Genomic DNA, 23361 nt, shown 5'->3' with positions numbered 1-23361 from the left:
CATTAAGTTGAGAGATTTTAGATTGAAGATTAACGATTGCAGATTTTTGATTCGATGTTGGTAAATATAAGATTGTCGATTTTATGGGGTCTATAATATCTGAAATCAAAAATCATTTTATCTATTTTTTCTTAACTTGATGGCATTGTCCTAAAAGGAATCGAAAATTAGGGGTAGAGTAGAAATGTTGTAACGTTGTCTTTCTTTTTCCCACCCTTTAGGGTTGGTGAAGTATAAATTTTCGTTTTCCCCAGACCCTAAAGGGAGCCGAAAATTAGGGTGAAGTATAAATAATAATTAGAATGAATTCATAAATATAAAAGAGAATAATATAACAATGAAACGTTTTTTAATTTTTACAGTCAAAACTCTCTTGCTGCTGTTTTTACTGTTATTCGTATTAGATTTTCTTTATACGACTGTTTATTTGCAGTCTTCGGATAGAGGAAAAATAGAGTATGTTTACAACTCAGAAGTCCGAAATTACGATGTAGTAATTTTAGGTTCTTCCAGAGCGAATAATCATTTTGTTGCGCCACTATTTGAAGAGAAGGGATTGAAAACCTTTAATTACGGCATGAGCGGAGGTCATTTATTTGAAGCGGCTCTCCTGTTAAAATTAATGGTAGCACATAAATACAACATAAAAAATGTAATACTCGAAGCTGATTTAAATTTGTCTAATGCCCATAGGGATGATGGTGTTTCTGCCAAATTTATGCCATTTATTCATGATTCGAAAATAATAAAAGATCATTTTTCCGGAGAAGGAGACTTTAAACCCTTGTATTATATTCCTTTTTATCGGTATGTGGCATTTGACTCTAAAATAGGGTTCAGGGAACTGTATAAAACAGCAATAAGTCAGCCTACAACCTATTTAGAGCATTTAGGCTATTATCCTTTAAAGAAGAAAAAAGGAAACATGAAAAATGATATACGTGCTTTGAAGCCACTTCAAAACAGGTATTATGAAGAAATTAAGCAAATTTGTGCAACCAATAATATCCATTTTATTGCAGTGATGACGCCCATGTGCACCAACACAAAAGGATTGAATTATTTTGAAAAAGTAAATCAAATCTATCCCGAAATTCATAATTATGAAAATGCGGTTGAAGGAGATCACTATTTCTCTTCCTGTGGGCACATGAATGATGCTGGAGCGAGACTGTTTACAGCCAGAATTTTAAAAGATTTTTTTAATAAATAAATATGAAAATAGCTTTTCTTACTCCTGAATATCCGCACCCGAAAACCGGAACCTCCGGAGGTATTGGAACGAGTATCAAAAACTTGGCTACAGGACTTTTAGCAGAAGGCTGTTCGGTTCGGGTTTTGGTGTATGGTCAGAGAGAAGAGGGTGTTTTTGATGATAACGGTATTTGTATTCAACAAATACGGAATGTGAAACTCAAAGGATTGTCATGGTATCTTACCCGAAAAAAACTCCAAAAAATAATTAATACCTTACACCAGCAAAAAGAAATTGATTTGGTTGAAGCACCGGATTGGACTGGAATTACTTCTTTTATTTGTCCAAAAAAATGCCCTGTTGTCATTCGATTGAACGGTTCGGATACTTATTTTTGTCACTTGGATCAGCGTTCTGTAAAGTGGAACAATAAATTTCATGAAAAACGAGCCTTAAAAAAAGCTGACGCATTGCTTTCTGTAAGTCAGTTTACGGCTGATAAAACGAATGAAGTGTTTGGTTTAGATAAGAAATTCACAGTAATTCCGAATTCAATTGATTTGAGCTTGTTTAGTCAAAACATCGATGACAATAATAATGGCGTTATTCTATATTTTGGAAGTTTAATCCGTAAAAAAGGATTGTTAGAATTGCCCTTCATTTTTAATGAGGTAATCAATAAATATCCTAAAGCAAAGCTTGTTCTAGTGGGAAGGGATGTTCCTGATATTATCTCAGGAAATTCATCCACTTGGCAGATGATGCGGGAACTGTTTACGGAGCAAGCATTTATCAATGTGGATTATTTAGGAGCTGTACCCTATCAGGATATAAAAAAGCAAATCAACGAAGCCACTGTTTGTGTATTTCCTACATTTGCTGAAGCTTTACCTGTTTCATGGATAGAAGCTATGGCCATGCGAAAACCAATTGTAGCTTCTAATATCGGTTGGGCCACTGAAGTGATAGATGACGGTATCGATGGTTTTTTAGTGCATCCAACCCATCATTTGGAATATGCCAATAAAATTATTCAGTTACTAGAAAATGTCAAATTGCAAAAAGAATTTGGTGTTGAAGCAAGAAAAAAGATAACCGAAAAATTTAGTATAGCAATCGTTGCACAAGAAAGTTTATCATTTTATAACTCTTTAATAGGCTAAGTTTTGATTATTGTATACCATATAAATACTAAAATTACAGCCGTAGTGGCTCTTGATAATCAGAAAATTGAATTTGATTACCAAGGGACTATCGCAGGTGGTTTACAGCAGATAGCAAAAGAATTTCCAGAAAAAAAAATACTTTGGTGTCATTCAGCTGTTAAAGAACGGTTGAATTTAGAGGCCATAAAAATGCTGTTTCATCATGATAAAATGATGTTGTCTTTTTCTTCATCACAACATAATTTTTTTGATCGGAAAATAGGTTATGTTGATGAGTCTTTATTTATTAATGTTAATAAAGAAGTATCGTATCCAACCTGGCAAATGAGCAGTATTGCAGGCGTTATTCATGCCTCTGTTTTAAATGCACTAAAGGATAAAATAGTTTGCGATGCTAATTTTGATTATTATTTGAGTTCTATAGCAAAAATAGGAATGCCTTTAGGTTTACTTTGCTATTCTGAACCTAGACTCTTAAAATCAGGAGAATTAAAAAGCAGATCCAAAGCTGGAATTTATACTCTCTTTCGATTTGTTAAGCAGCACTATAAGAAACGATGGGTGTTTTTGTTGCTGCTAAATTTTATGTTGTACGAAAGAAAATTTCCTGTATTGCCCTTTCTATTTTCTTTTTTTTACAAGTATAGAAGTAATACTAATATAAATCTGGATAATATAAAAGTTGAATCATCACTGAATGTCATTGATAAAGGCACTGTGGATGTCATTATTCCAACCATTGGAAGAAAAGACTATTTGTTTGATGTATTGAAAGATTTTTCTAAACAAACCTTATTGCCGAAAAAAATTATTGTTGTAGAGCAAAATGCTCAACAAGGAAGTGTAACAGAATTGGATTATATCCTAAATGGAAAATGGCCCTTTGTAATCAAGCACATTTTTATTCACCAAGCGGGGGTATGTAATGCAAGAAATTTAGCATTGAATTATGCAGAGAGTGAATGGGTGTTTTTGGCTGATGATGATAATCGTTTTGAACCTAATTTAATTCAGGATGTTCTTCAAAATATCAAACAATATGGGAATGAAGCAATGACAACTTCCTATCCTCAAAAAAATGAATCTAAAAAATATAGAAAAGTAATCCAATGGCCAACTTTTGGAGCGGGTAATAGTTTTGTTAAAAGAAATCTTTTAAATGGAGTTAGATTCAATACGGCTTTGGAGTTTGGTTATGGTGAAGATGCTGATTTTGGGATGCAAATACGAAATCAAAGTCATGATGTGTTGTACTTCCCTGAACCTGAAATTTTACATTTAAAAGCACCTATTGGGGGGTTTAGGACAAAGCCAATATTGTTATGGCAAAAGGACCCTATTCAACCCAAGCCATCGCCAACAGTCATGTTATACATCATTTTGCATAATTCTAAAGAACAATTTAGGGGGTATAAAACCACTTTATTTTTCAAGTTTTATAAACATCAGAATATTAAAAATCCATATAGCTATTTTAAAATGTTTCAAAAACAATGGGGTCAAAGTATATTTTGGGCTAATCAATTAAAAAAGGCATCATGAGATTTTCGTTGATTATTTGTACGTATATGCGTCCCAAACCCTTGATCCAATTGTTGCAATCAGTTCAGAAACAGACTGCATATCCTAATGAAATTTTAATCATAGATGGCTCTACAAATGAGGAAACGAAAATTATTTTAAAAGAAAATTGGTTTGAAGATTTAAACTATTTTTTGGCTCCACAGGACCACCGTGGGCTGACCAAACAAAGGAATTATGGAATAGAGCGAGTAGGAAACGAGATGGATATAGTTTGTTTCCTAGATGACGATACCGTTTTGGAAAATGATTATTTCGAGCAACTCTTACAAACCTACCAAATTTATCCAGAAGCTTTAGGTGTGGGAGGTTATATCAAAAATGAGTCTGAATGTGAATTTGTAGGCTATGATTTTATACCTAAAATGGATGAGTATTTTTTTGACGGCTGGAAGCGAAAGGATGGCAGCCGATTTGTTTTGAGAAAGAAGTTGGGATTGGATAGTGATTGTCCTCCAGGTTTTTCGTCCTTATTTTCCCACGGCAGAAGCGTTGGTTTTTTGCCCCCCAGCGGTAAAATATATGAGGTCGAGATGCTAATGGGAGGCGTTTCTTCTTTTAGAAAAAAAATTTTTGAAACCATCCGGTTTTCCACCTATTTTGAGGGCTATGGTTTATACGAAGATGCCGACTTTACGTTGCAAGTAGCCAAAACAGGAAAATTGTATTTGAACACTGCAGCCCAACTAAATCATTACCATGATGCCTCTGGAAGACCAAACCAATATCAATACGGTAAAATGGTCGTCAGAAATGGCTGGTATGTTTGGCGAACAAAGAATCCAAAACCACTTCTTGACGCAAAACTGAAGTGGCATTCCATTACGATACTTTTGACTATTATAAGATATGGTAATGCTTTTAACACGACTAAAAAAAAGGAAGCCTTTGTAGAAGCGTTAGGAAGAACAATAGGATGGTGGAGTCTGTTCTTGAATAAACCAAAGAATATATAAATAGATTTCTATATATTCTGATAATTGTGAATTCATGAAAAGATGATGATTTGAAATGAAAAACTATATTTAAAGATGAATAAATATATAACATGTAAAATTTGTGAAGGAGAAGTGAAATTAATAAACAAGAAATATAATTTGGTACAATGTAGTAATTGTGAATTTATTTTTTGTTCAATAATTTATTCACAAAGAGAGTTTATAACTGTTTATGATGGATTATATAATAAGGAGAATGCTGTTTACAGCAATCACTCTATCGTAGAGTATGAAATGCTTTTAAAAAATAAAAGCATTAATGTTGGATTTCATCGGTCAAGGCTTTTAAAAAAACATGTTCTAAATGGGAAATGTGAATCTGTTCTAGAAATAGGAAGTGGAATAGGTTTAATAGGTTGCTACATTCGTAAAGAGAATAATACGATTAAATATACAGGTATAGAAATTGATAAAGAATCGTTTGATAAATCACAATTTTTAAAACTAAATACAATACATGCTGATTTTACAGCTATAAATAAAATAGAAGAATCTTTTGACGTTATTATGTTGTGGGAAGTAATTGAGCACTTACAGGATTTAAAATTATTTTTGGAGTTGGCTTATGAAAAATTAAATGATAATGGAAAAATTATTCTATCTACTCCAAATTATAATAAAATTTATAATCATCCAAAAAGAGAGGAAGATGCTATATTTCAAGATAAACCACCCGTTCATTTGAATTTTTTTACAAAAGAAAATATCGCCACTATTTTTGAAATTAATAAGTTTGTTAAATGTATGGCTACAGTAAAGAAATTTCCCTATCTTGAAATTAAAAGCAAAAAATTTTATATTGATTTTTTAAAATCTTTATTTAATAATTATCATGGTTCAACTATTTATTTTGAAGCAACAAAAGCATAAAAAACAGATGTAAATTAATGAAAACAATACTTATAGCACATAATTACAGTGAAGTCTCGTTTTCAGCAATGAGTTATCATTTAGCGCATCATTTGGCTAACTTAGGTCATGAAGTTGTTTTTGTTTCTCATCAACCCTATTTTTTTGAAGAGCAGGTTGTAAAAAAGAAAAAAGGTAAAATCAGTATTTGTTCCTGGCCTACAACGGAAAGACCGACTTTAATAAGAGATTTTATTTGGTATGTTTTCCTTTATTTTAAGTATAAACCGGATGTTATTATTGGCCATTTTGTAGGCAGTAATATTTCAGTTAGTGTTTCAAAATTATTGTCTTTCGGGAAAGTAAAAACATTCGAATACTATCATACCTTGACCGATCAGCTTTTGGCTGACGTAAAAAAGACTTCGATACAGCAAAAGATGTTGTTTTTTAGAAAAAAAAATTTTTATAATTTATTTTGTGATGTGATTATTTGTCCCTCCGCATTAGCAAAAAAAGATTTAAAAGATTTTTATTTAATTGATAAGGGATTAGTCATGCTTAATCCTATTAAAGATAGATTTAAAAATAAAATTGCGATCGATCCAGCTACAATTACTATTTCTTACCTTGGTCGATTGGATCCTTCAAAAGGGGTGATTGATTTAATTGTCGCTTTTACAGCTTATAAAAATAAAGTTCGGAATTCAAAAATCATTTTAAATATTGCAGGGACCGGGAGTCAAGAATTAGAAATAAAAGAAATAATAAAGGATAATTTGGCTATATGTTATCTTGGAGGATTACCTTATGAAACTATTGATGCTTATTTGAATAAAAGTCATTTTGTAATAATTCCATCCAAATTTGACAACCTCCCAACTGTTGGTTTAGAATCAATGATGAATCAGACCCCTTTGTTGATTTCTAATACAATTGGTTTGGCGTCTTATTTAACTGATGGAAAGGAATGTTTTAAATTTGAACCAAATGTAGATTCAATGGTATCATTATTTGATAAAATTGAAAATAATTTTAATCTTTATGAACAGATGAGCTTAGATGCGAGAGCTACTTTTTTAGATAAATTTGGTATGGATACCTATTGTAATTCTATTTCTAATTTGATACTATGAAATTTGCAATTATTACCCATGTTCCTCATATTATTGAGTGTAATAAGTATTTCGCATATGCTCCCTATGTTAGTGAAATGAATGTTTGGGCAAAGTATGTGGAAGAATTGATACTGGTGGCTCCAATAGAAACTTCAGAGATAACTCTTGTAGATAAAGCTTATCAACATCAAAACATTCAATTTATACCTATTGAGCGCTTTGATGTTTTGAGTTTAAAAGGTGTTTTTAGTTCCGTTTTAAAAATACCAAGAATTAGCTGGAAGATTTTTAAAGCGATGAAAAATGCGGATCATATCCATTTGCGCTGCCCCGGAAACATAGGATTGTTAGGTTGTTTTATTCAAGTGCTTTTTCCTAATACTCTGAAAACTGCTAAATATGCCGGTAATTGGGATCCCAAGTCTAAACAGCCCTGGACTTACAAATTGCAAAAATGGATTCTAAGCAATACATTCCTGACCCGAAATATGCAGGTATTGGTTTATGGCCATTGGAAAAATTCCAGTACAAACATACGGTCTTTTTTTACTGCCACATACCAAGAAATTGATAAATTGGCCATTTCTAAAAAAGAAGTGAAAGGACGTATTGATTTTGTCTTTGTGGGGGCTTTAGTAAAAGGCAAATGTCCCCTATATGCGATTCAGTTAGTTGAATTCATATACAAAAAAGGATATGATGTGCGCCTTAGTTTATATGGGGAAGGAATAGAACGCACTGCATTAGAACAGTATATTATAGCCAATCAATTAGAAGCGGTAATTGAATTAGAAGGGAATCAATCCAAGGATACCGTTCAAAAAGCTTATCAAAATAGTCATTTTGTGGTCTTGCCTTCCGATAGTGAAGGCTGGCCAAAAGCGATTGCTGAGGGAATGTTTTGGGGCTGTGTTCCATTGGCAACACCTGTATCCTGCGTGCCTTTTATGCTCGATCAAGGAAAAAGAGGTGTTTTGCTAGCAATGGATTTGGAAAAAGATGTTAGAAAGACAGAAACGCTTTTAAATAATCAAACCGATTTTAATACTAAAAGTGAAAACGCTTCGAATTGGTCCAGGAACTATACTTTGGATGTTTTTGAACGAGAAATTATGGGTTTATTAAAACCCGATTCAGAAAGAATTAAATGAAAAAGCAATACTTATTTTGGGTTCTTCTTTTTGTAGTTGCATTGCTTGCTATAATCAACTATAGAACTCCTTTTTTTCAACAAGAAGGCGGTGGGTGGTCTATAGGCTATGGCCAATCAGTCCGTTATCCGGAACATATTGCTGTAGGTAAAAACTCCATTTATTCTATCGAAACGTTGAAAGCTCAAAATGACAGTACGGTATTTCTCGCGGATCCCTTTTTTGTCAAAGAAAAAGACACTTTTTACCTGTTTTTTGAACATAAAAAAAATAAACCCAATGCGGATGTTGGTTTATTAACCTCAACAGATGGAAAAAAGTATCAGTATCGGGGAACTGTTTTAACCCAAAAATTTCATTTGTCTTATCCTCAGGTTTTTAAATATAAGAATGATTTTTATATGGTACCGGAGTCCAAACAGGCAAATATGGTGTTGTTGTATAAAGCACATCGTTTTCCTTTTGACTGGAGGATTTGTGATACTTTGATTGCCAATGTTGCGCTCGTGGATCCTTCCATCTATTTGTCGGACTCTTTAAATATTTTAGTTGCCACAGATTATAATAAAAATATGTACCTCTATGAGGCAGACTCCCTGTTTGGGAAATGGAAATTGCATAAAAAACCAATCGCCTTAATAGGAACTGAGGCACGAGCGGGTGGCCGTTTTTTTGCGGATAAAAAAGGATTGGTTTTACCGGTACAAAATTGTACCAAAGGCTATGGGTATGGGCTATCTTTGTACCGTTTTTCCTTTCATGACGGAGGTTATGATGTGAAAAGAGAAAGCCCTTTTTATTTAATGGCAAATAAAAATATAGCAGCATTTAATGCGGGAATGCATCAGTTGGATATGCAGCGTTTAGACGCTACTCATTTTTATTATGTTTATGATGGGAATCGATTGGTAAGTAATTCTAAACATCTAAATATTAGAGGACCGCTGAAATGGAGTTATTTGGATTTAAAAAATTGGATATTACAAAAATGAGGATACTTCAATTAGTTGATAGTTTAGAAGCGGGTGGTGCAGAACGTATGGCGGTCAATTATGCGAATGCATTGGCTAAACAAATTGAGTTTTCCGGATTAGTGGTTAGTCGTAAAGAAGGGCCCCTTGTGAAGCAGATTGATGCGGGTGTTTCGTATTTGTTTTTGAATAGAAATAGGGTCATTGATTTTAAAGCTCTTTTTAAGTTGAGAAACTATGTAGCAATACATAAAGTTGAAGTTATTCATACGCATAGTACTTCTTTCTTTCTTGCTTTTCTTCTAAAGCTACTTTGCCCTTCTATTAAAATAATTTGGCACGACCACTATGGGGATAGTGAGTTTTTAAATAAAAGGCCCTTACTGGCTTTACGACTGATTACTCCTTTTTTTAGTGGGATTATTGCGGTCAATCAAAAGCTAAAAGTTTGGGCGAATGGAAATTTGCATTTTGAGAACTCTATTTATTTACCCAATTTTCCATCGGAAGAAAAAAATGGTAGAGCCCAAACTGTATTGAAAGGGACTAGTGGAAAACGGATTGTGTCCTTGGCCAATCTAAGGGTACAAAAAGATCATTTTTTATTGTTGGAAGTAGCTAAGAAATTAAAAGTATCTTATCCAGATTGGACTTTTCATTTGGTTGGAAAAGATTTTGAAGATGCCTATTCGAAAAAGATTAAAAATCTAATTGTTGAATTTAATTTAGGAAGAACCGTTTTTTTTTACGGAACAAAACAAGATGTAAGTAACATTCTTAACCAATCGACAATTGCAATCTTGACATCGAAGTCAGAAGGATTACCTGTGGCCTTGCTGGAATATGGAAAGCACAAAATGCCGGTAGTAGTAACCAATGTGGGAGAAATTTCTTCTTTGGTTCGGGATAGAGAAAATGGTTTTATTGTAGTTCCACAGAATGAAGAATTGTTTTACAACTCCTTGGTTCTATTAATGGAAAATGATTTTATAAGGATAAATTTCGGGGAGACATTGTATAAAACTGTACTAGAGAATAATTCTGAAGAAGTCATAATAAAGCAATATTTAAGTTGGTTACAAAATAATAAAAGAAAATGAAAAAAGAGGAACTGTCCTATCTTTATTTAATACTATTCCATGTTTTTATAGGTGTATTGGTGTATGTTGTTCCCTTTACTTCTAAAATATACGGGTATTCTATTTTTATTTTTGGCGTGTATTACATCATTAAAAAGCAAAATAGGAACAATGAAGCCCTTATGGCTGCCGCTTATGTCGTGGGTAGTGAGGTTTTCTTGAGAATGACAGGAGGGAACCCCCTTTATGAAATTTCTAAATATGGGGTAATCGTTTTTCTTTTTATGGGCATGTATTTTAGCGGATTTTCCAAAGGTGCCACACCGTATTGGTTGTTTTTATTGTTGTTGGTTCCCAGTATAGTACTTACCACTTTTGTATTGGATTTTGATACCAATATCAGAAAAGCTATCGTTTTTAATATTTCGGGTCCTGTCTGTTTAGGGATCGCGTCGCTGTATACGTACAGGCGGAAAATAGCATTGGATCAGATCAATGACATCATACTCAGTATGGGGCTGCCTATTATTGCGTGTATGGTGTACTTAACCTTATATACGCCCAATGTTCGTGATGTGATAATGAGTACCCAATCGAATTTTGAAACTTCAGGAGGCTATGGTCCTAATCAGGTGGCAACAATTTTAGGTCTGGGGATGTTTATTTTTTTTTCCAGAGTTATATTAGAGTCTCCAACTAAATTGATGTTAACAATCAATTTAATTGTTGCTCTTAATATTACTTATCGCGGCATGCTTACCTTTTCTAGAGGTGGGATGGTAACAGGGTTTTTAATGATTGTTTTATTGTTGTTGTTCCTGTATTTCAAATCCAATTACAAAGGAAGGGTAAAGCTAAATTATATTATTGTATTTATTGCTCTGGCAATGCTAGCGAGTTGGAGCTATACTTCGTTCCAGACAGGAGGGCTTATCGATAAACGCTATGCGAATCAGGATGCACAAGGGAGGGTAAAAGAAAGTCAATTAACAGGGAGAGAAGATATAGCGCGTGACGAAATTGACATGTTCTTAAAGAATCCCATTTTTGGAGTTGGTGTAGGAAAAGGAGTTGAAGTAAGAAAATCACAAACAGGTACATTTGTTTTATCTCACGATGAGATTACCCGGATGCTGGCGGAACATGGTTCATTGGGTATTATGGCCTTGCTGATTCTATTCTTTACACCGCTCGTTTTGTATTTAGAAAACAAGTTCAATATGTTCATGTTGTGTTTTGTTACTTTTTGGTTTTTTACCATCAATCATGCCGCCATGCGTACCGCTGCGCCCGCCTTTGTGTACTCTCTGTCTTTGCTGAATGTGCAGTTCGGTTTTGCTAAAAGAAAGAAAGAGGATTAATTTGTTATTCTTTATTTTATTAATGAAGTGTGTTCCTAATCTATTTTGAGTGTATTTTAGTATTTGAAAAAACACTGCCAATGACGTTTTACTATATAGGGCTTCGATCCTTCGATAAAAACTCAGGACAGGCTCTGCTCAGCCTGACATTTTGAATGTTATTTTGTATTGCTTTTTTTGTTTCATTATATTAATTAGATCTGAGTTGGTCACAGATTAATACGTTAAAAAGAAAATTTTGTTAAAAAAATTAACATATCTTAAATTTACTTCGACTCAAAAGCATTAAATTGCACCCCTAAACGTAAATGCCACTCATGTTTTCAGTAGACAAGATTCATTTTGAAATATCAGAACGAAAGATGATTCTTCGCATTTTTGATGTGTTTTTTGTTTTGGGTTCGTTATTTTTTGTTGGAAAAATATTTGATTTTGACTATTTTACTATGTCAACCAATAATTTATATTGGATGATTATCTTGGGAGTTTATGTCAATCTTTTCGGAACTATTTTCGAAATGTATAATCTTCAGGTTGCCAGCAACCAATTTCAAGTGCTAAAGAGTACGATTCTGACCGTTTCAACGACCGTTTTGGTGTATTTATTAACGCCGTTTTATTCTCCAGTATTGCCTTCTAAAAGAATTCAGATTCTATTGTTTTATCTAGTTGTGTTTTTGGCTTTGTTTTTATGGCGGATGTTTTACGTTACGTTTTTAGCCTCTAATCGGTTTCTTCAAAATGCAGTTTTAATATGTGATAAAGAACAAGTAGAAGAGTTGATTTCCGGATTAGAGCATATAGATCCCCATTATAGAATAATTGCGTTTGTCAATGCCGATGCTGCCGAAGATGCAATAGCCGAATATCCTTATGTTAAAAATATAAAAAGGGAAGAGCTGTTCTCTTTTGTAAAAGAAAATTCTATATCCGAAATTGTGATTGCTTCTCAAAAAACAGATGGAATTACTGCCGAGTTGTATCAGCAGCTGCTTCGTTTACTGGAGTCTGGGAGTATAATTAGAGAGTATACCCAAGTGTATGAAAGTAAAACGGAGCGTATTCCGGTACATTATATGTCCAGAGATTTTTACCGATTTTTTCCTTTTAGCAGAATCAATCACAATAAATTGTATCTATTAAGTGTCAGAATTTTTGAAATTGGTATTTCGATACTTGGATTATTCATAGGTCTGGTATTAATCCCATTGCTGCTAATAGGAAATGCAATAGGAAACCGAGGAAAGTTATTTTATACCCAAGAGCGTGTTGGCAAAGATGGTGTGGTCTTTGAAATTTTAAAATTCAGGACTATGGTCAGCAATGCTGAGTCTAACGGAGCTGTTTTTACCGCTACAAATGATTCGCGTGTAACAGTTTTCGGTAAATTTTTAAGAAAAACAAGAATTGATGAGTTTCCCCAATTTATAAATATTTTAAAAGGCGATATGGCCGTTATTGGTCCTCGTCCGGAACGTCCTTTTTTCGTAAAAGAAATTGCTGAAATAATGCCTTTCTACGAAACAAGACATATTATAAAACCGGGCCTTACGGGTTGGGCACAAGTAAATTATGCTTATGGAGCGACAATTGATGAAAGTTTGATAAAACTGCAATATGATTTGTATTATATCAAACACAGAAGTGTTTTTCTGGATTTGAGTATTGCTTTTAAAACAATTACCACCGTTTTGTTTTATAGGGGGCAATAGTTATTATCATCAATCTATTATTATTATTATCAATATTAATATTTCAAAAAATATATATTTTAAATGATAATTGGAATGCGTTTTTTATTTTGAATTGCCAATCTGACCAAAATAATTCCGCTTGTAATTACCAATGGCAGTACCAATACCAAATGAATTTTGTTGATTATAAAAAAGAAATAGATTCCTAACGACAGGATATTAAATAACGCCAGATTGTAAATTCCTTTTTTGTTTTTTGTCCAATAAAAATAAAGCAGCCCTAATAAGGTTGGATTAAACAGTAAAATATTATAGTTGTATCCTAATTCCAGATGTGACGAATAAAAGCTGACAAACGTAAAGAACATGCCTATTACTGCCATTATGGTGAGGTAAAATAAATCGATGCTTTTCTTTCTCAAAAAGATAATAAAGCAAAGAAACAATATATACGTGTAGGGATTATTCCACCAAGAGGTGGGAACTTCTTTTTCGAATTCTATGATAGTTTTGTTTTCCTGCGCTAGAGGTTGATTCTGAAAAGAAACTTTCTTCAGGCTTTTTTGTAATTCAAAAGGTAAAAATATTTGTGTCCCCAAACCATCTACTTTTTTACCAAAAATGATACTGGTTCCTAATTTTTCGTAAAAGTGATTGTCAAAATACGGATAAAGGATGGTTCTGTAGGTGATATCGGTATCGGTGTTTTTTACAATTGCAGTGGTGTCTACTGTTTTATTAATGATATCAACAACCATCGATGTACAGTTTTTATCAATAAATTTATACGTATAATGACTATCGCCCGAGGCCAAAGAAGTGTTGAGGTTGTCAAATAGTTTTTGTTTCAACGTAAAAGGAATATTCAATTCCTGCTCATAAACCGATCTTTTTTCATACTGGTATTGATTGATGAAATCAGGATAGGAGTGCGCTACGGCAAAATATTGCAAGTCCCCTTTTATGAATTTCATGACAAAATTAGGCGTGTTAAAATCAAAAGCGCCATAATTGTATACCACATCAATTGCGTTGACTGTATCGCGTACCCGAAGTGCAGTATGTCCAAAAAGAGAATAGGATTCGTTGCCTGTTCCGCAAGTAAGTACACTGACTTGTGTGTTTTTTGATAATTCGATGCTTTGACTAAAGCTATATAGGGATGAGAATAGTAGTGTGAAAAGAACTATTTTTTTTAAAGAAGCTATATTCATTTGCTGTGGCATTGCTGTTTTTAAATTAATTTCTAAACATCCCCAAATCTACTTTAACCGAAAAAATGTTGGAATACAAAGCGGTACTTTGGTCGCCCAAATCAGTTAGTGCATAATCAATCTGGATGCCTTTGTATTTAAAACCTAATCCGATATTAGGCTGAAAGCCCACTTTTTCGGAGTTGTCTAATTGTTGTACATTTTGAAAATTACCCACTCCGGCACGTACAAATACCAAATCAGTATAGCCAAATTCTAATCCCATAGCGGGATCGATACTGACAAAATCTGTCGAGATAAGGTCATTCGTTTTGGCAAATCGCATATTCATATTGGCCGCAGCCAAAATACTGTAATCGTATCGTATGATGAATTTTTTAGCGATTCCCAGTTGTGCTTTTGGAGCCGTAATCTCAGTACTCTCCGGTAATTCTTGATTTTCTCCGGGTATGGCGTTGGCAATTTTCTTGTATTCTTCTTCATCAATATTCCACACATTGTAGGTTGTGGTTATATCTCGAAGCATTAGCCCAAATTGCCAGTTGTTCTTTTCGAACTGCAATCCGACATCAAAACCAAAACCCCAGGAATTGGCAAATTTGCCAATAATTCGTCGGATAACTTTGGCGTTTACGCCATATTGAAACCCGCGAACAGGAAGTTTTCGAGCATAAGAAAAAGTGAAGCCATAATCAGCAGTCGAAAAAAGACTGATTCTGTTGTAATCAATATTACCTTGGCTGTCGATTAATTCCGTAGTATTTAAAATGTCATCCACACCAAAACGGATTAATGAAATTCCCCAAGCACTCCTGTCATCTATAGGGCTTGCGTAGGCCAAGTAATCGTATTGGGCAATATTGGCGAAATAATTTGCATGCATTACTGATACCTGATGATCCTCCAGATGAATCAGTCCTGCTGGGTTCCAATACCCGGAATTCACATCACCGGTAGCAGCTATAACAGTATTTGACATGCCCAATGCAGCCGCATCCACGCCGATATTCATAAACTCATTCGAGTATTTTCTAACAGCCTGACTGTAGTTTAGAGTACTAACCAAAACCGTTGCTAATAGGAAGCTTTTTTTCAATGGGGTCATTTTTACAAACGAAAAGTCTGTTTAATTTTTATCAAAAATATAATTTTTTATTGAGCTTATTTCTTCCTTTGAGTAAATATATGCAAACAAGAAACCGCTATTGAAAAAACTCTATTAAAAACGTACTTCTCCTGGACTTATTATGCTAAATTTGCCAACTGTGGTTCACTAAATTTTACAACTATGATTATTAAAAAGCATATCCCCAATATCATTACTTTATTAAATCTTTTTTGCGGTTGTATCGCTTTGGTTTTTGCTTTTAACCAAGATTTTGAAATGGCATTTTATTTTGTTTGCTTAGGTATATTCTTGGATTTTTTTGATGGTTTTTTTGCCCGCTTATTCAAAGTTTCGAGTCCGCTTGGATTGCAGTTGGATTCTTTGGCAGACATGGTTACCAGCGGTGTTGTGCCGGGTTTAGTGATGTTTCAAATGATGATCGATCATTCATCAATTGCGCCAGTTGGTCATTTACAACTGTTTCCTTATTTAGGATTTTTGATTGCCTTAGGTTCTTGTTACCGATTGGCAAATTTTAATATTGATACCCGTCAAACAGATTCTTTTATTGGTTTGCCAACGCCTGCCAATGCACTGTTTATTTTAAGTCTTCCCTTGGTTTTAAAATACACCGATTCTTTATTTATTGTCGAAATTTTGACGAATCAATGGGTTTTATTGGTAATAGCGTTATTAAGCGCTTACATCTTGAACGCTGAAATTCCTTTGTTCTCCTTAAAAATAAAAAAGTTCAATTTCAAGGATAATGTACTTCAAATTGTGTTTTTGATTTGTTCTCTTTTGTTGTTGATTTTCCTCCAGTATTTAGGAATTCCTTTAGTCATTCTCTTTTATGTTTTGCTGTCCGTGGTGCATAATAAAATGCTGAAAAAGTAGTTTTTTTGAATGAAAAGAAAAACGGTCAGAAGAAAAACTACGGTAGTCCGTAAACCTAAAAAGAAAGCAACTGTTTTCTCCGGAAAGGTTTTGCGCTATTCTATTGTTGCTATTTTTGTTGTACTGATAATTGCTGTTGGTTATCATTATCGAGATGGTTTAGCGTATTATTTTAGTTTTAAATCGGATAAGATTCTAAGAGAAGAAACAGAAGCCAAGCGCATTTCTGATGTTCGAAATTATCAGGTTTTAGAAAAACACGAGGGAAAAAGCATTGGTCTTGACGTTTCGGAATACCAAGGAAAAATCCGATGGACTTATGTAGATACTTTAGAAAAGAAATATCCCTTAGATTTTGTGTTTATTCGTGCTACTGTTGGAAAAGACAGAAAAGACCGTCAGTTTAATAAGAATTGGCTTGGCGCCAAAGAAAATAAAATGATTCGCGGGGCCTATCATTACTATCGTCCTAACGAAAATTCAATTGAGCAAGCCGAATTTTTTATTAAAACAGTAACGCTTCAAAAAGGAGATTTACCCCCGGTTTTGGATATTGAAAAACTTCCTAAAAATCAGTCGATTGAAAATCTTAAATTAGGTTTGAAAAGATGGTTAAATGCTGTGGAATCCCATTACGGTGTAAAGCCTATTATCTATACCGGCGAGCGGTATTATGACGATTTTTTGAAAGTAGAATTCAGCGATTATCTTTTTTGGATTGCCAATTATAATTTTTACAGGGAGGAAATAGACGAAGATTGGTTGTTCTGGCAATTCACAGAAAAAGCATCAGTTCCGGGGATAAAAGGGAATGTAGATGTTAATATTTATAATGGAGATTTGCAACAGTTGCGGTATATTACTGTAGAGTAGTTTTTTAGTATTCAGTGTTCAGTGAACAGTAATTTAGTGAACAGTGATTAGAGGTTTGGAAATAGATTTAATCGATATTTTTTAAATGGTTACTCCGAACTTTTGAGGATTTAAAATCATGTAATTGATTAGTTTTCCAACTTCATTGCTTTCATTTAATAATTCGTTGTAAATACTTTCGCTTATATAGTTGCATTTAAGTGAAAATTCCATCCAAACTTAAGTTTCTGAGTTTTCAGCATCGGAATCAGTTAATTTACTATGAAAATGTTTAGGATAAACTCTTTTTCTATATGCTTCCGCGATATTAGCGGGTACGCTTCTAGAAGAACGCCTAATTTGATCCGTCAAAGAATACATTTCTTCTTTTGGGAACGATTTTGTTATTTCAAAGATTTTCATGGCTAATGAAAATGATTTCTGATGCAATAATAAGTCTTGGAATTTCATATCGTCTGTTTTTTTAGAACTGATCACTGCTACTGATCACTGACCACTTTTTTAAAACTCTAATTTCTTCTTTCTCAACTCAAAATTTTGTCCAAGATAGACGCGACGTACCATCTCATCTTCTACTAATTCTTCCGGAATTCCCGCTTTTAGGATTCCACCTTCAAACATAAGATAGGTTTTATCCGTAATAGCCAAGGTTTCCTGTACGTTGTGATCCGTAATAAGAATTCCTATGTTTTTATTTTTTAACTGCGCCACAATTCTCTGAATGTCTTCAACGGCAACAGGATCGACACCGGCAAATGGTTCGTCCAATAAAATAAATTTTGGATCGGTAGCCAAGCATCTTGCAATTTCGGTACGACGGCGTTCTCCACCCGAAAGTAAATCGCCACGATTGGTACGAATATGTTCTAAGCTGAATTCTTCGATTAAACTTTCCATTTTAGCTTCTTGTTCAGCTTTGGTAAGTTTTGTCAATTGCAATACGCTTAATATGTTGTCTTCGATGCTTAATTTTCTAAAAACAGATGCTTCCTGCGCTAAATAACCAATTCCCTGCTGTGCTCTTTTGTACATAGGATAATCGGTAATATTCAAATCGTCCAGAAATATATTGCCTGAATTCGGTTTAACTAATCCCACAATCATATAAAAAGAAGTTGTTTTTCCAGCACCGTTTGGTCCCAAAAGCCCTACGATTTCGCCTTGATTCACTTCTACCGAAATGCCTTTTACAACACTACGACCTTTATAGGTTTTGATTAAATTTTCGGCTCTTAATTTCATTTTTTTAGTTTGATTGTTTAACCGTTCAAATAAACGGATAAAGAATTAAAGGATTTTGCTTCTTAACAATTATTTCACAGCGGTTTGTTCCAGTGCTTCCCAGAATTCATAGGCTCTACGTAAATGAGGAACGACAATAGTTCCGCCAACAAGTGTTGCGATTCCCATAGTTTCCATCATTTCCTCTTTGGTAACACCTTCTTTAAAGCTGGTTTCCAAATGGTATTTTACACAATCGTCACAACGTAAAACTGCCGAAGCTACTAATCCCAGTAATTCTTTGGTTTTTACATCCAGCGCTCCCGCTGCATAGGCATTGGTATCCAGATTAAAAATTCGCTTTACAATTTTATTATTGTCTGCCAATAATTTTTCGTTCATTTTAGAACGGTATTCGTTGAATTCTTGAATGATATCAGCCATTTTGTTCTTTTTTATTTTTTACTACTATTTTTGAAATTAAGATACTTGCTTCATAAATTAACAACATCGGAATCGTTACAATTATTTGACTTACCACATCAGGCGGAGTAACTATTGCGGCAACTATCAGAATGATAATTACGGCATATTTCCAGTATTTTCTTAAGAAAACTGGAGTTACTAATCCTAATTTTGTTAAGAAATAGATGATAATCGGCAATTCAAAAAACAATCCACAAGCGATAACACTCGTCTTTACTAATCCAATATACGAATCAATACTAAATTGGTTTTTTACGACATCACTGATGGTAAACGAGGCAAAAAAGTTGACTGACATGGGCACAATTACAAAGTAGCCAAACAATACGCCCAAGAAGAAAAGCAAGGAAGACGAAAAAATAAAAAGTTTGGCATGCTTTTTTTCTGTATCATACAATGCAGGACTGATAAATTTCCAGACTTCCCATAAAATAAAAGGAAACCCTAAGATAAATCCGGCTGTTATACACGTCCAAATCAAAACGTTAATTTGACCCTCCATATTCGTATTTTGAATGATGAAAGGCATTTCGGTTACGCAAATACTCTCAGCAAAACCCAAAGTGTGAGACAAATCACAAAAAAAACGGTAGGTAATAAAATTAGCATCTGTGGGGCCAAAAATGATAACATCAAAAATATAATCACTTATGAAAAAAGTGACGGTAGCCAAAATTAATATTGCAATTGTGCTTCGAACTAATAACCATCTTAATTCTTCAAGATGATCTAAAAACGACATTTCGTTTAGGTTTTTTTTTGCCATTATACTATTCCTTCTTTTAAAATATCGTGTAAATGTAATACCCCTTTGTATTCACCATTATCCACAACTACTAATTGTGTGATGGAGAAGTCTTCTAAGGTGTTCAAGGCATCTACAACCATAGCGGTAGATGATACTAATTTTGGATTTTTTGTCATAATATCTTTAGCGGTCAAATCAGCGAAAGAATCTCTGTCGTTTAACATTCTTCGAATATCACCATCGGTAATAATACCGATAACTTTATCCTGATCGACAACCGCGGTTACGCCAAGACGCTTCTCCGAGATTTCGAAAATCACCTTTTTTATCGATGCATCTGGAGCAACCATAGGTTTCAAGGTGTGTTCCAACATGTCTTTTACACGCAACAATAATTTTTTGCCCAATGCACCGCCGGGATGATAAACAGCAAAATCTTCGGCTTTGAAATCACGCATTTCCATAAGGCAAACAGCTATAGCATCGCCCATCACCAATTGTGCGGTTGTGCTGTTTGTTGGAGCAAGATTATTAGGACAAGCTTCAGCATCTACTGTGGTGTTCAAAACAAAATCAGAGCCTTTAGCAAGAAAAGAAGTTGTATTTCCGGTTATTGCAATCAAAGTATTGCCAAATCGTTTTAAGAGCGGTACTAAAACTTTTATTTCAGGACTGTTGCCGCTTTTTGAAATGCAAATGACAATATCTTCATTTTGAACCATCCCTAAATCACCGTGAATAGCCTCTGAGGCATGGAGAAACAGCGATGGTGTTCCCGTAGAATTAAAGGAAGCTACCATTTTCTGGGCAATAATTGCACTTTTTCCTATCCCTGTAACCACAAGTCTCCCTTTGGAATTATAGATATTTTGTGTTGCTTCAATGAAGTTTTCATCAAGAAAATCAGTTAGTTTGGCAATTGATTGGCTTTCCGATAAAATAGTTTTTTTGGCACTAGCCAATATATTTTCTTTAGATATCAAAACAGAATAATTAAAATTTGTATGTGTAAAAGAAATTTGTACCTTTAGGTGTTGCAAATTTATACAAAATACCACATAATAAAGAATGAATTCAAACGAAATTGACATACACAAAGAATTAAAAAAATATTTTGGCTTTAGCCAATTTAAGGGGTTGCAGGAACAAGTCATAAAAAGTATCCTAAACCAAGAGAATACATTTGTGATAATGCCCACAGGAGGAGGAAAATCACTTTGTTATCAATTACCTGCTTTGATTCAAGAGGGAACTGCTATCGTAGTTTCGCCCCTTATTGCTTTAATGAAAAATCAAGTGGATGCCATCAGAAGTTTGTCTTCTGAAAATGGTGTTGCCCATGTTTTAAACTCCTCTCTTACTAAAACGGAAATTGCTCAGGTAAAAAAAGATATTACTTCAGGATTGACAAAGTTGCTGTATGTAGCACCAGAGTCTTTGACAAAGGAAGAATATGTAAACTTTTTGAAAAATGTTACCATATCTTTTGTGGCTATCGATGAAGCGCATTGTATTTCGGAGTGGGGTCATGATTTCAGACCGGAATATAGGAATTTGAAACACATCATCAAGCAATTGGGTGATGTAGCTATTATAGGTTTGACTGCTACGGCTACGCCAAAAGTACAGGAAGATATCCTGAAAAACTTAGATATGTCTGATGCGACCACTTTTAAAGCATCATTCAACAGACCTAATCTGTATTACGAAGTACGTACTAAAACTAAAAATATAGAATCGGATATTATTCGTTTCATAAAACAACATAAAGGGAAATCAGGAATTATTTATTGCTTAAGCCGCAAAAAAGTAGAGGCTATTGCCGAAGTTTTGCAGGTTAATGGAATAAGTGCCGTTCCGTATCATGCGGGATTGGATGCTAAAACCCGTGCCAAACATCAAGATATGTTCCTTATGGAAGATGTAGATGTGGTGGTGGCTACCATCGCTTTTGGGATGGGAATTGACAAACCGGATGTGCGTTTTGTGATTCACCATGATATTCCAAAATCATTAGAAAGTTACTATCAGGAAACGGGTCGTGCCGGTCGTGATGGAGGTGAAGGACACTGTTTAGCCTATTATTCTTATAAAGATGTCGAGAAATTAGAAAAATTCATGTCGGGAAAACCCGTTGCTGAACAAGAAATCGGATTTGCTTTGTTGCAGGAAGTTGTGGCTTACGCTGAAACTTCGATGTCCAGAAGGAGATTCCTGCTTCATTATTTTGGAGAAGAATTTGACGATGTTAATGGTGAAGGCGCTGATATGGATGACAATATTCGAAATCCAAAAACAAAAGTCGAAGCCATAGATCAAGTGGTGCAACTACTGGAAGTGGTTCGCGATACGAAGCATTTATACAAATCAAAAGAAGTTGTTTTTACATTGATTGGCCGTGTCAATGCTGTCATTAAAGCACATAGAACAGATACACAGTCTTTTTTTGGATGTGGTTCAGATCATGATGAAAAATACTGGATGGCCTTATTACGACAAGTTCTTGTTGCTGGATTTTTATCGAAAGATATTGAAACCTATGGCATTGTAAAAATCACCAAGAAGGGGTTGGATTTTATTAAAAACCGAGAATCCTTTATGATGTCTGAAGATCATGAATACAACGAATCTGAGGACGAAGCCATTGTAACCGCTTCCAAATCTACTGGAACTGCCGATGAATTATTGATGGGTATGTTGCGTGATTTGCGTAAAAAAGTGGCTAAGAAATTAGGCGTTCCTCCATTTGTGGTTTTTCAAGATCCATCATTGGAAGACATGGCTTTGAAATATCCTGTTTCCCAAGAAGAATTGAATAATATTCATGGGGTTGGGGAAGGAAAAGCTAAAAAATACGGTGCGGCATTCTTAGAATTAATCAGCCGATATGTAGAAGATAACGATATCATCCGTCCGGAAGATTTAGTAGTGAAATCTACGGGAGTAAACTCTGTAAATAAACTGTATATTATCCAAAATATCGACAGGAAATTATCCCTTGATGATATTGCTTCCGCCAAAGGAATCAACATGGATGCTCTGATTAAAGAAATGGAGCAAATTGTGTATTCAGGAACTAAACTGAATATAAAATATTGGATTGATGATATGCTTGACGATGATCAGCAGGAAGAAATTCACGATTATTTTATGGAATCAGAATCGGATAATATTGAAAACGCACTCAAAGAATTTGATGGGGATTATGATATTGATGAATTGCGCTTGATGCGAATTAAATTCATCAGCGAGGTTGCTAACTAGTCATAAAGTCGAAGGTCATAAAATCATAAAGTTTTAGAAGGTTTGGTGTTTTTTGGACATTTCGACTTTATGACTTTAGACTATATATAACTCTCCACGATGCGGTTTCAAAGCATCTCGAACCTGAATCATGTTTTCATCCGTAACTACCATAAATGCGATGGCTTGCATTTCGCCATGAATTTCAAACCCGGTTATATTCAACGGTAATTTTTCAATAGCAATGTATTCTTTCAAATGAATTTCATGGTGTTCGGCAGTTTTTGCGGAAGCTGGTCCACGGAAATCCCATATTAGTTTTATTTGTCTAGACATTTTTTATGAGGTACAAAGGTTCATAGAGTTAAAGCACCAAAGTTACAAAGTCTAATTCGAAAATAAACCAAT

The 23361-nt window shown here is 34.2% G+C and carries 21 protein-coding genes and 1 pseudogene; 14 read left to right on the top strand and 8 right to left on the bottom strand.

Features of this window, described 5'->3' with window-relative positions:
* The first annotated feature begins 337 nt into the window (after positions 1-337).
* From E0H99_RS07935 to E0H99_RS07885, 11 genes are all read left to right on the top strand, one after another.
* Positions 338-1213: a hypothetical protein gene (locus E0H99_RS07935; RefSeq protein ID WP_131993472.1), complete on the top strand. Its 876-nt coding sequence runs from the start codon at positions 338-340 to the stop codon at positions 1211-1213.
* 2 nt (positions 1214-1215) lie between these two features.
* Complete coding sequence (locus E0H99_RS07930) at positions 1216-2358, top strand: glycosyltransferase family 4 protein (RefSeq protein WP_131993469.1); 1143 nt, start codon at positions 1216-1218, stop codon at positions 2356-2358.
* Between the two features lie 3 nt (positions 2359-2361).
* Entirely contained in the window at positions 2362-3903 is a 1542-nt protein-coding gene (locus tag E0H99_RS07925; RefSeq protein ID WP_131993466.1) for a glycosyltransferase family 2 protein, read from the top strand.
* On the top strand, positions 3900-4898 hold the full coding sequence (locus tag E0H99_RS07920; protein WP_131993463.1) for a glycosyltransferase family 2 protein: 999 nt from the start codon (positions 3900-3902) through the stop codon (positions 4896-4898). Before E0H99_RS07925 ends, E0H99_RS07920 begins: the two co-directional genes overlap by 4 nt.
* Before the next feature lie 75 nt (positions 4899-4973).
* Positions 4974-5810: a class I SAM-dependent methyltransferase gene (locus E0H99_RS07915; RefSeq protein WP_131993460.1), complete on the top strand. Its 837-nt coding sequence runs from the start codon at positions 4974-4976 to the stop codon at positions 5808-5810.
* A 17-nt stretch (positions 5811-5827) separates the two neighbouring features.
* Positions 5828-6925, top strand: coding sequence for a glycosyltransferase family 4 protein (locus E0H99_RS07910; RefSeq protein ID WP_131993457.1), 1098 nt, complete (start codon positions 5828-5830; stop codon positions 6923-6925).
* Positions 6922-8058 (top strand): glycosyltransferase family 4 protein, encoded by a 1137-nt coding sequence (locus E0H99_RS07905; RefSeq protein WP_131993454.1) that lies wholly within the window; start codon positions 6922-6924, stop codon positions 8056-8058. Before E0H99_RS07910 ends, E0H99_RS07905 begins: the two co-directional genes overlap by 4 nt.
* Positions 8055-9050: a hypothetical protein gene (locus E0H99_RS07900; RefSeq protein ID WP_131993451.1), complete on the top strand. Its 996-nt coding sequence runs from the start codon at positions 8055-8057 to the stop codon at positions 9048-9050. The genes E0H99_RS07905 and E0H99_RS07900 overlap by 4 nt, the downstream gene beginning before the upstream one ends.
* Positions 9047-10129, top strand: a complete 1083-nt coding sequence (locus tag E0H99_RS07895) for a glycosyltransferase (RefSeq protein ID WP_131993448.1) — start codon at positions 9047-9049, stop codon at positions 10127-10129. Before E0H99_RS07900 ends, E0H99_RS07895 begins: the two co-directional genes overlap by 4 nt.
* The gene (locus E0H99_RS07890; protein ID WP_131993445.1) at positions 10126-11469 is read left to right on the top strand and encodes an O-antigen ligase family protein; all 1344 of its coding nucleotides are present in this window, start codon (positions 10126-10128) and stop codon (positions 11467-11469) included. The genes E0H99_RS07895 and E0H99_RS07890 overlap by 4 nt, the downstream gene beginning before the upstream one ends.
* 317 nt (positions 11470-11786) lie before the next feature.
* Entirely contained in the window at positions 11787-13181 is a 1395-nt protein-coding gene (locus E0H99_RS07885; RefSeq protein ID WP_131993442.1) for an exopolysaccharide biosynthesis polyprenyl glycosylphosphotransferase, read from the top strand.
* A 59-nt stretch (positions 13182-13240) separates the two neighbouring features.
* Here the strand turns inward: E0H99_RS07885 and E0H99_RS07880 are convergent, their stop codons facing one another.
* Positions 13241-14377 carry a DUF4105 domain-containing protein gene (locus E0H99_RS07880; protein ID WP_131993604.1) on the bottom strand — a complete coding sequence of 379 codons (1137 nt, stop codon included), beginning with the start codon at positions 14375-14377 and terminating at the stop codon, positions 13241-13243.
* Between the two features lie 25 nt (positions 14378-14402).
* Positions 14403-15389, bottom strand: coding sequence for a PorV/PorQ family protein (locus E0H99_RS07875; protein WP_131993601.1), 987 nt, complete (start codon positions 15387-15389; stop codon positions 14403-14405).
* 276 nt (positions 15390-15665) lie between these two features.
* On the opposite strand from E0H99_RS07875, the gene E0H99_RS07870 reads away from it, so the two are divergent.
* Complete coding sequence (locus E0H99_RS07870) at positions 15666-16382, top strand: CDP-alcohol phosphatidyltransferase family protein (RefSeq protein WP_131993439.1); 717 nt, start codon at positions 15666-15668, stop codon at positions 16380-16382.
* A 9-nt stretch (positions 16383-16391) separates the two neighbouring features.
* Positions 16392-17255: a glycoside hydrolase family 25 protein gene (locus E0H99_RS07865; protein WP_131993436.1), complete on the top strand. Its 864-nt coding sequence runs from the start codon at positions 16392-16394 to the stop codon at positions 17253-17255.
* A gap of 81 nt (positions 17256-17336) precedes the next feature.
* Here the strand turns inward: E0H99_RS07865 and E0H99_RS07860 are convergent.
* The 5 genes and pseudogenes from E0H99_RS07860 to E0H99_RS07840 form a co-directional block, all read right to left on the bottom strand.
* Positions 17337-17705, bottom strand: a pseudogene (locus E0H99_RS07860) (four helix bundle protein).
* Between the two features lie 51 nt (positions 17706-17756).
* Entirely contained in the window at positions 17757-18497 is a 741-nt protein-coding gene (gene lptB, locus E0H99_RS07855; protein WP_131993433.1) for an LPS export ABC transporter ATP-binding protein, read from the bottom strand.
* 69 nt (positions 18498-18566) lie between these two features.
* The gene (locus tag E0H99_RS07850; RefSeq protein ID WP_131993430.1) at positions 18567-18920 is read right to left on the bottom strand and encodes a carboxymuconolactone decarboxylase family protein; all 354 of its coding nucleotides are present in this window, start codon (positions 18918-18920) and stop codon (positions 18567-18569) included.
* Positions 18913-19728 carry a twin-arginine translocase subunit TatC gene (gene tatC / locus E0H99_RS07845; RefSeq protein WP_131993427.1) on the bottom strand — a complete coding sequence of 272 codons (816 nt, stop codon included), beginning with the start codon at positions 19726-19728 and terminating at the stop codon, positions 18913-18915. Before tatC ends, E0H99_RS07850 begins: the two co-directional genes overlap by 8 nt.
* Entirely contained in the window at positions 19728-20693 is a 966-nt protein-coding gene (locus tag E0H99_RS07840) for an SIS domain-containing protein (RefSeq protein WP_165930229.1), read from the bottom strand. The genes tatC and E0H99_RS07840 overlap by 1 nt, the downstream gene beginning before the upstream one ends.
* A gap of 85 nt (positions 20694-20778) precedes the next feature.
* On the opposite strand from E0H99_RS07840, the gene recQ reads away from it, so the two are divergent.
* Complete coding sequence (gene recQ / locus E0H99_RS07835) at positions 20779-22974, top strand: DNA helicase RecQ (protein WP_131993424.1); 2196 nt, start codon at positions 20779-20781, stop codon at positions 22972-22974.
* A 75-nt stretch (positions 22975-23049) separates the two neighbouring features.
* Here the strand turns inward: recQ and E0H99_RS07830 are convergent, their stop codons facing one another.
* Positions 23050-23289, bottom strand: a complete 240-nt coding sequence (locus tag E0H99_RS07830; protein ID WP_131993421.1) for a hypothetical protein — start codon at positions 23287-23289, stop codon at positions 23050-23052.
* Positions 23290-23361 lie beyond the last annotated feature (72 nt).

This window comes from Flavobacterium sp. GT3P67 (genome assembly GCF_004349155.1).
GTDB classification, from domain to species: domain Bacteria; phylum Bacteroidota; class Bacteroidia; order Flavobacteriales; family Flavobacteriaceae; genus Flavobacterium; species Flavobacterium ranwuense.
Note: the sequence above shows the minus strand (reverse complement) of the source record. Positions and strands in the feature narration are given on the sequence as shown.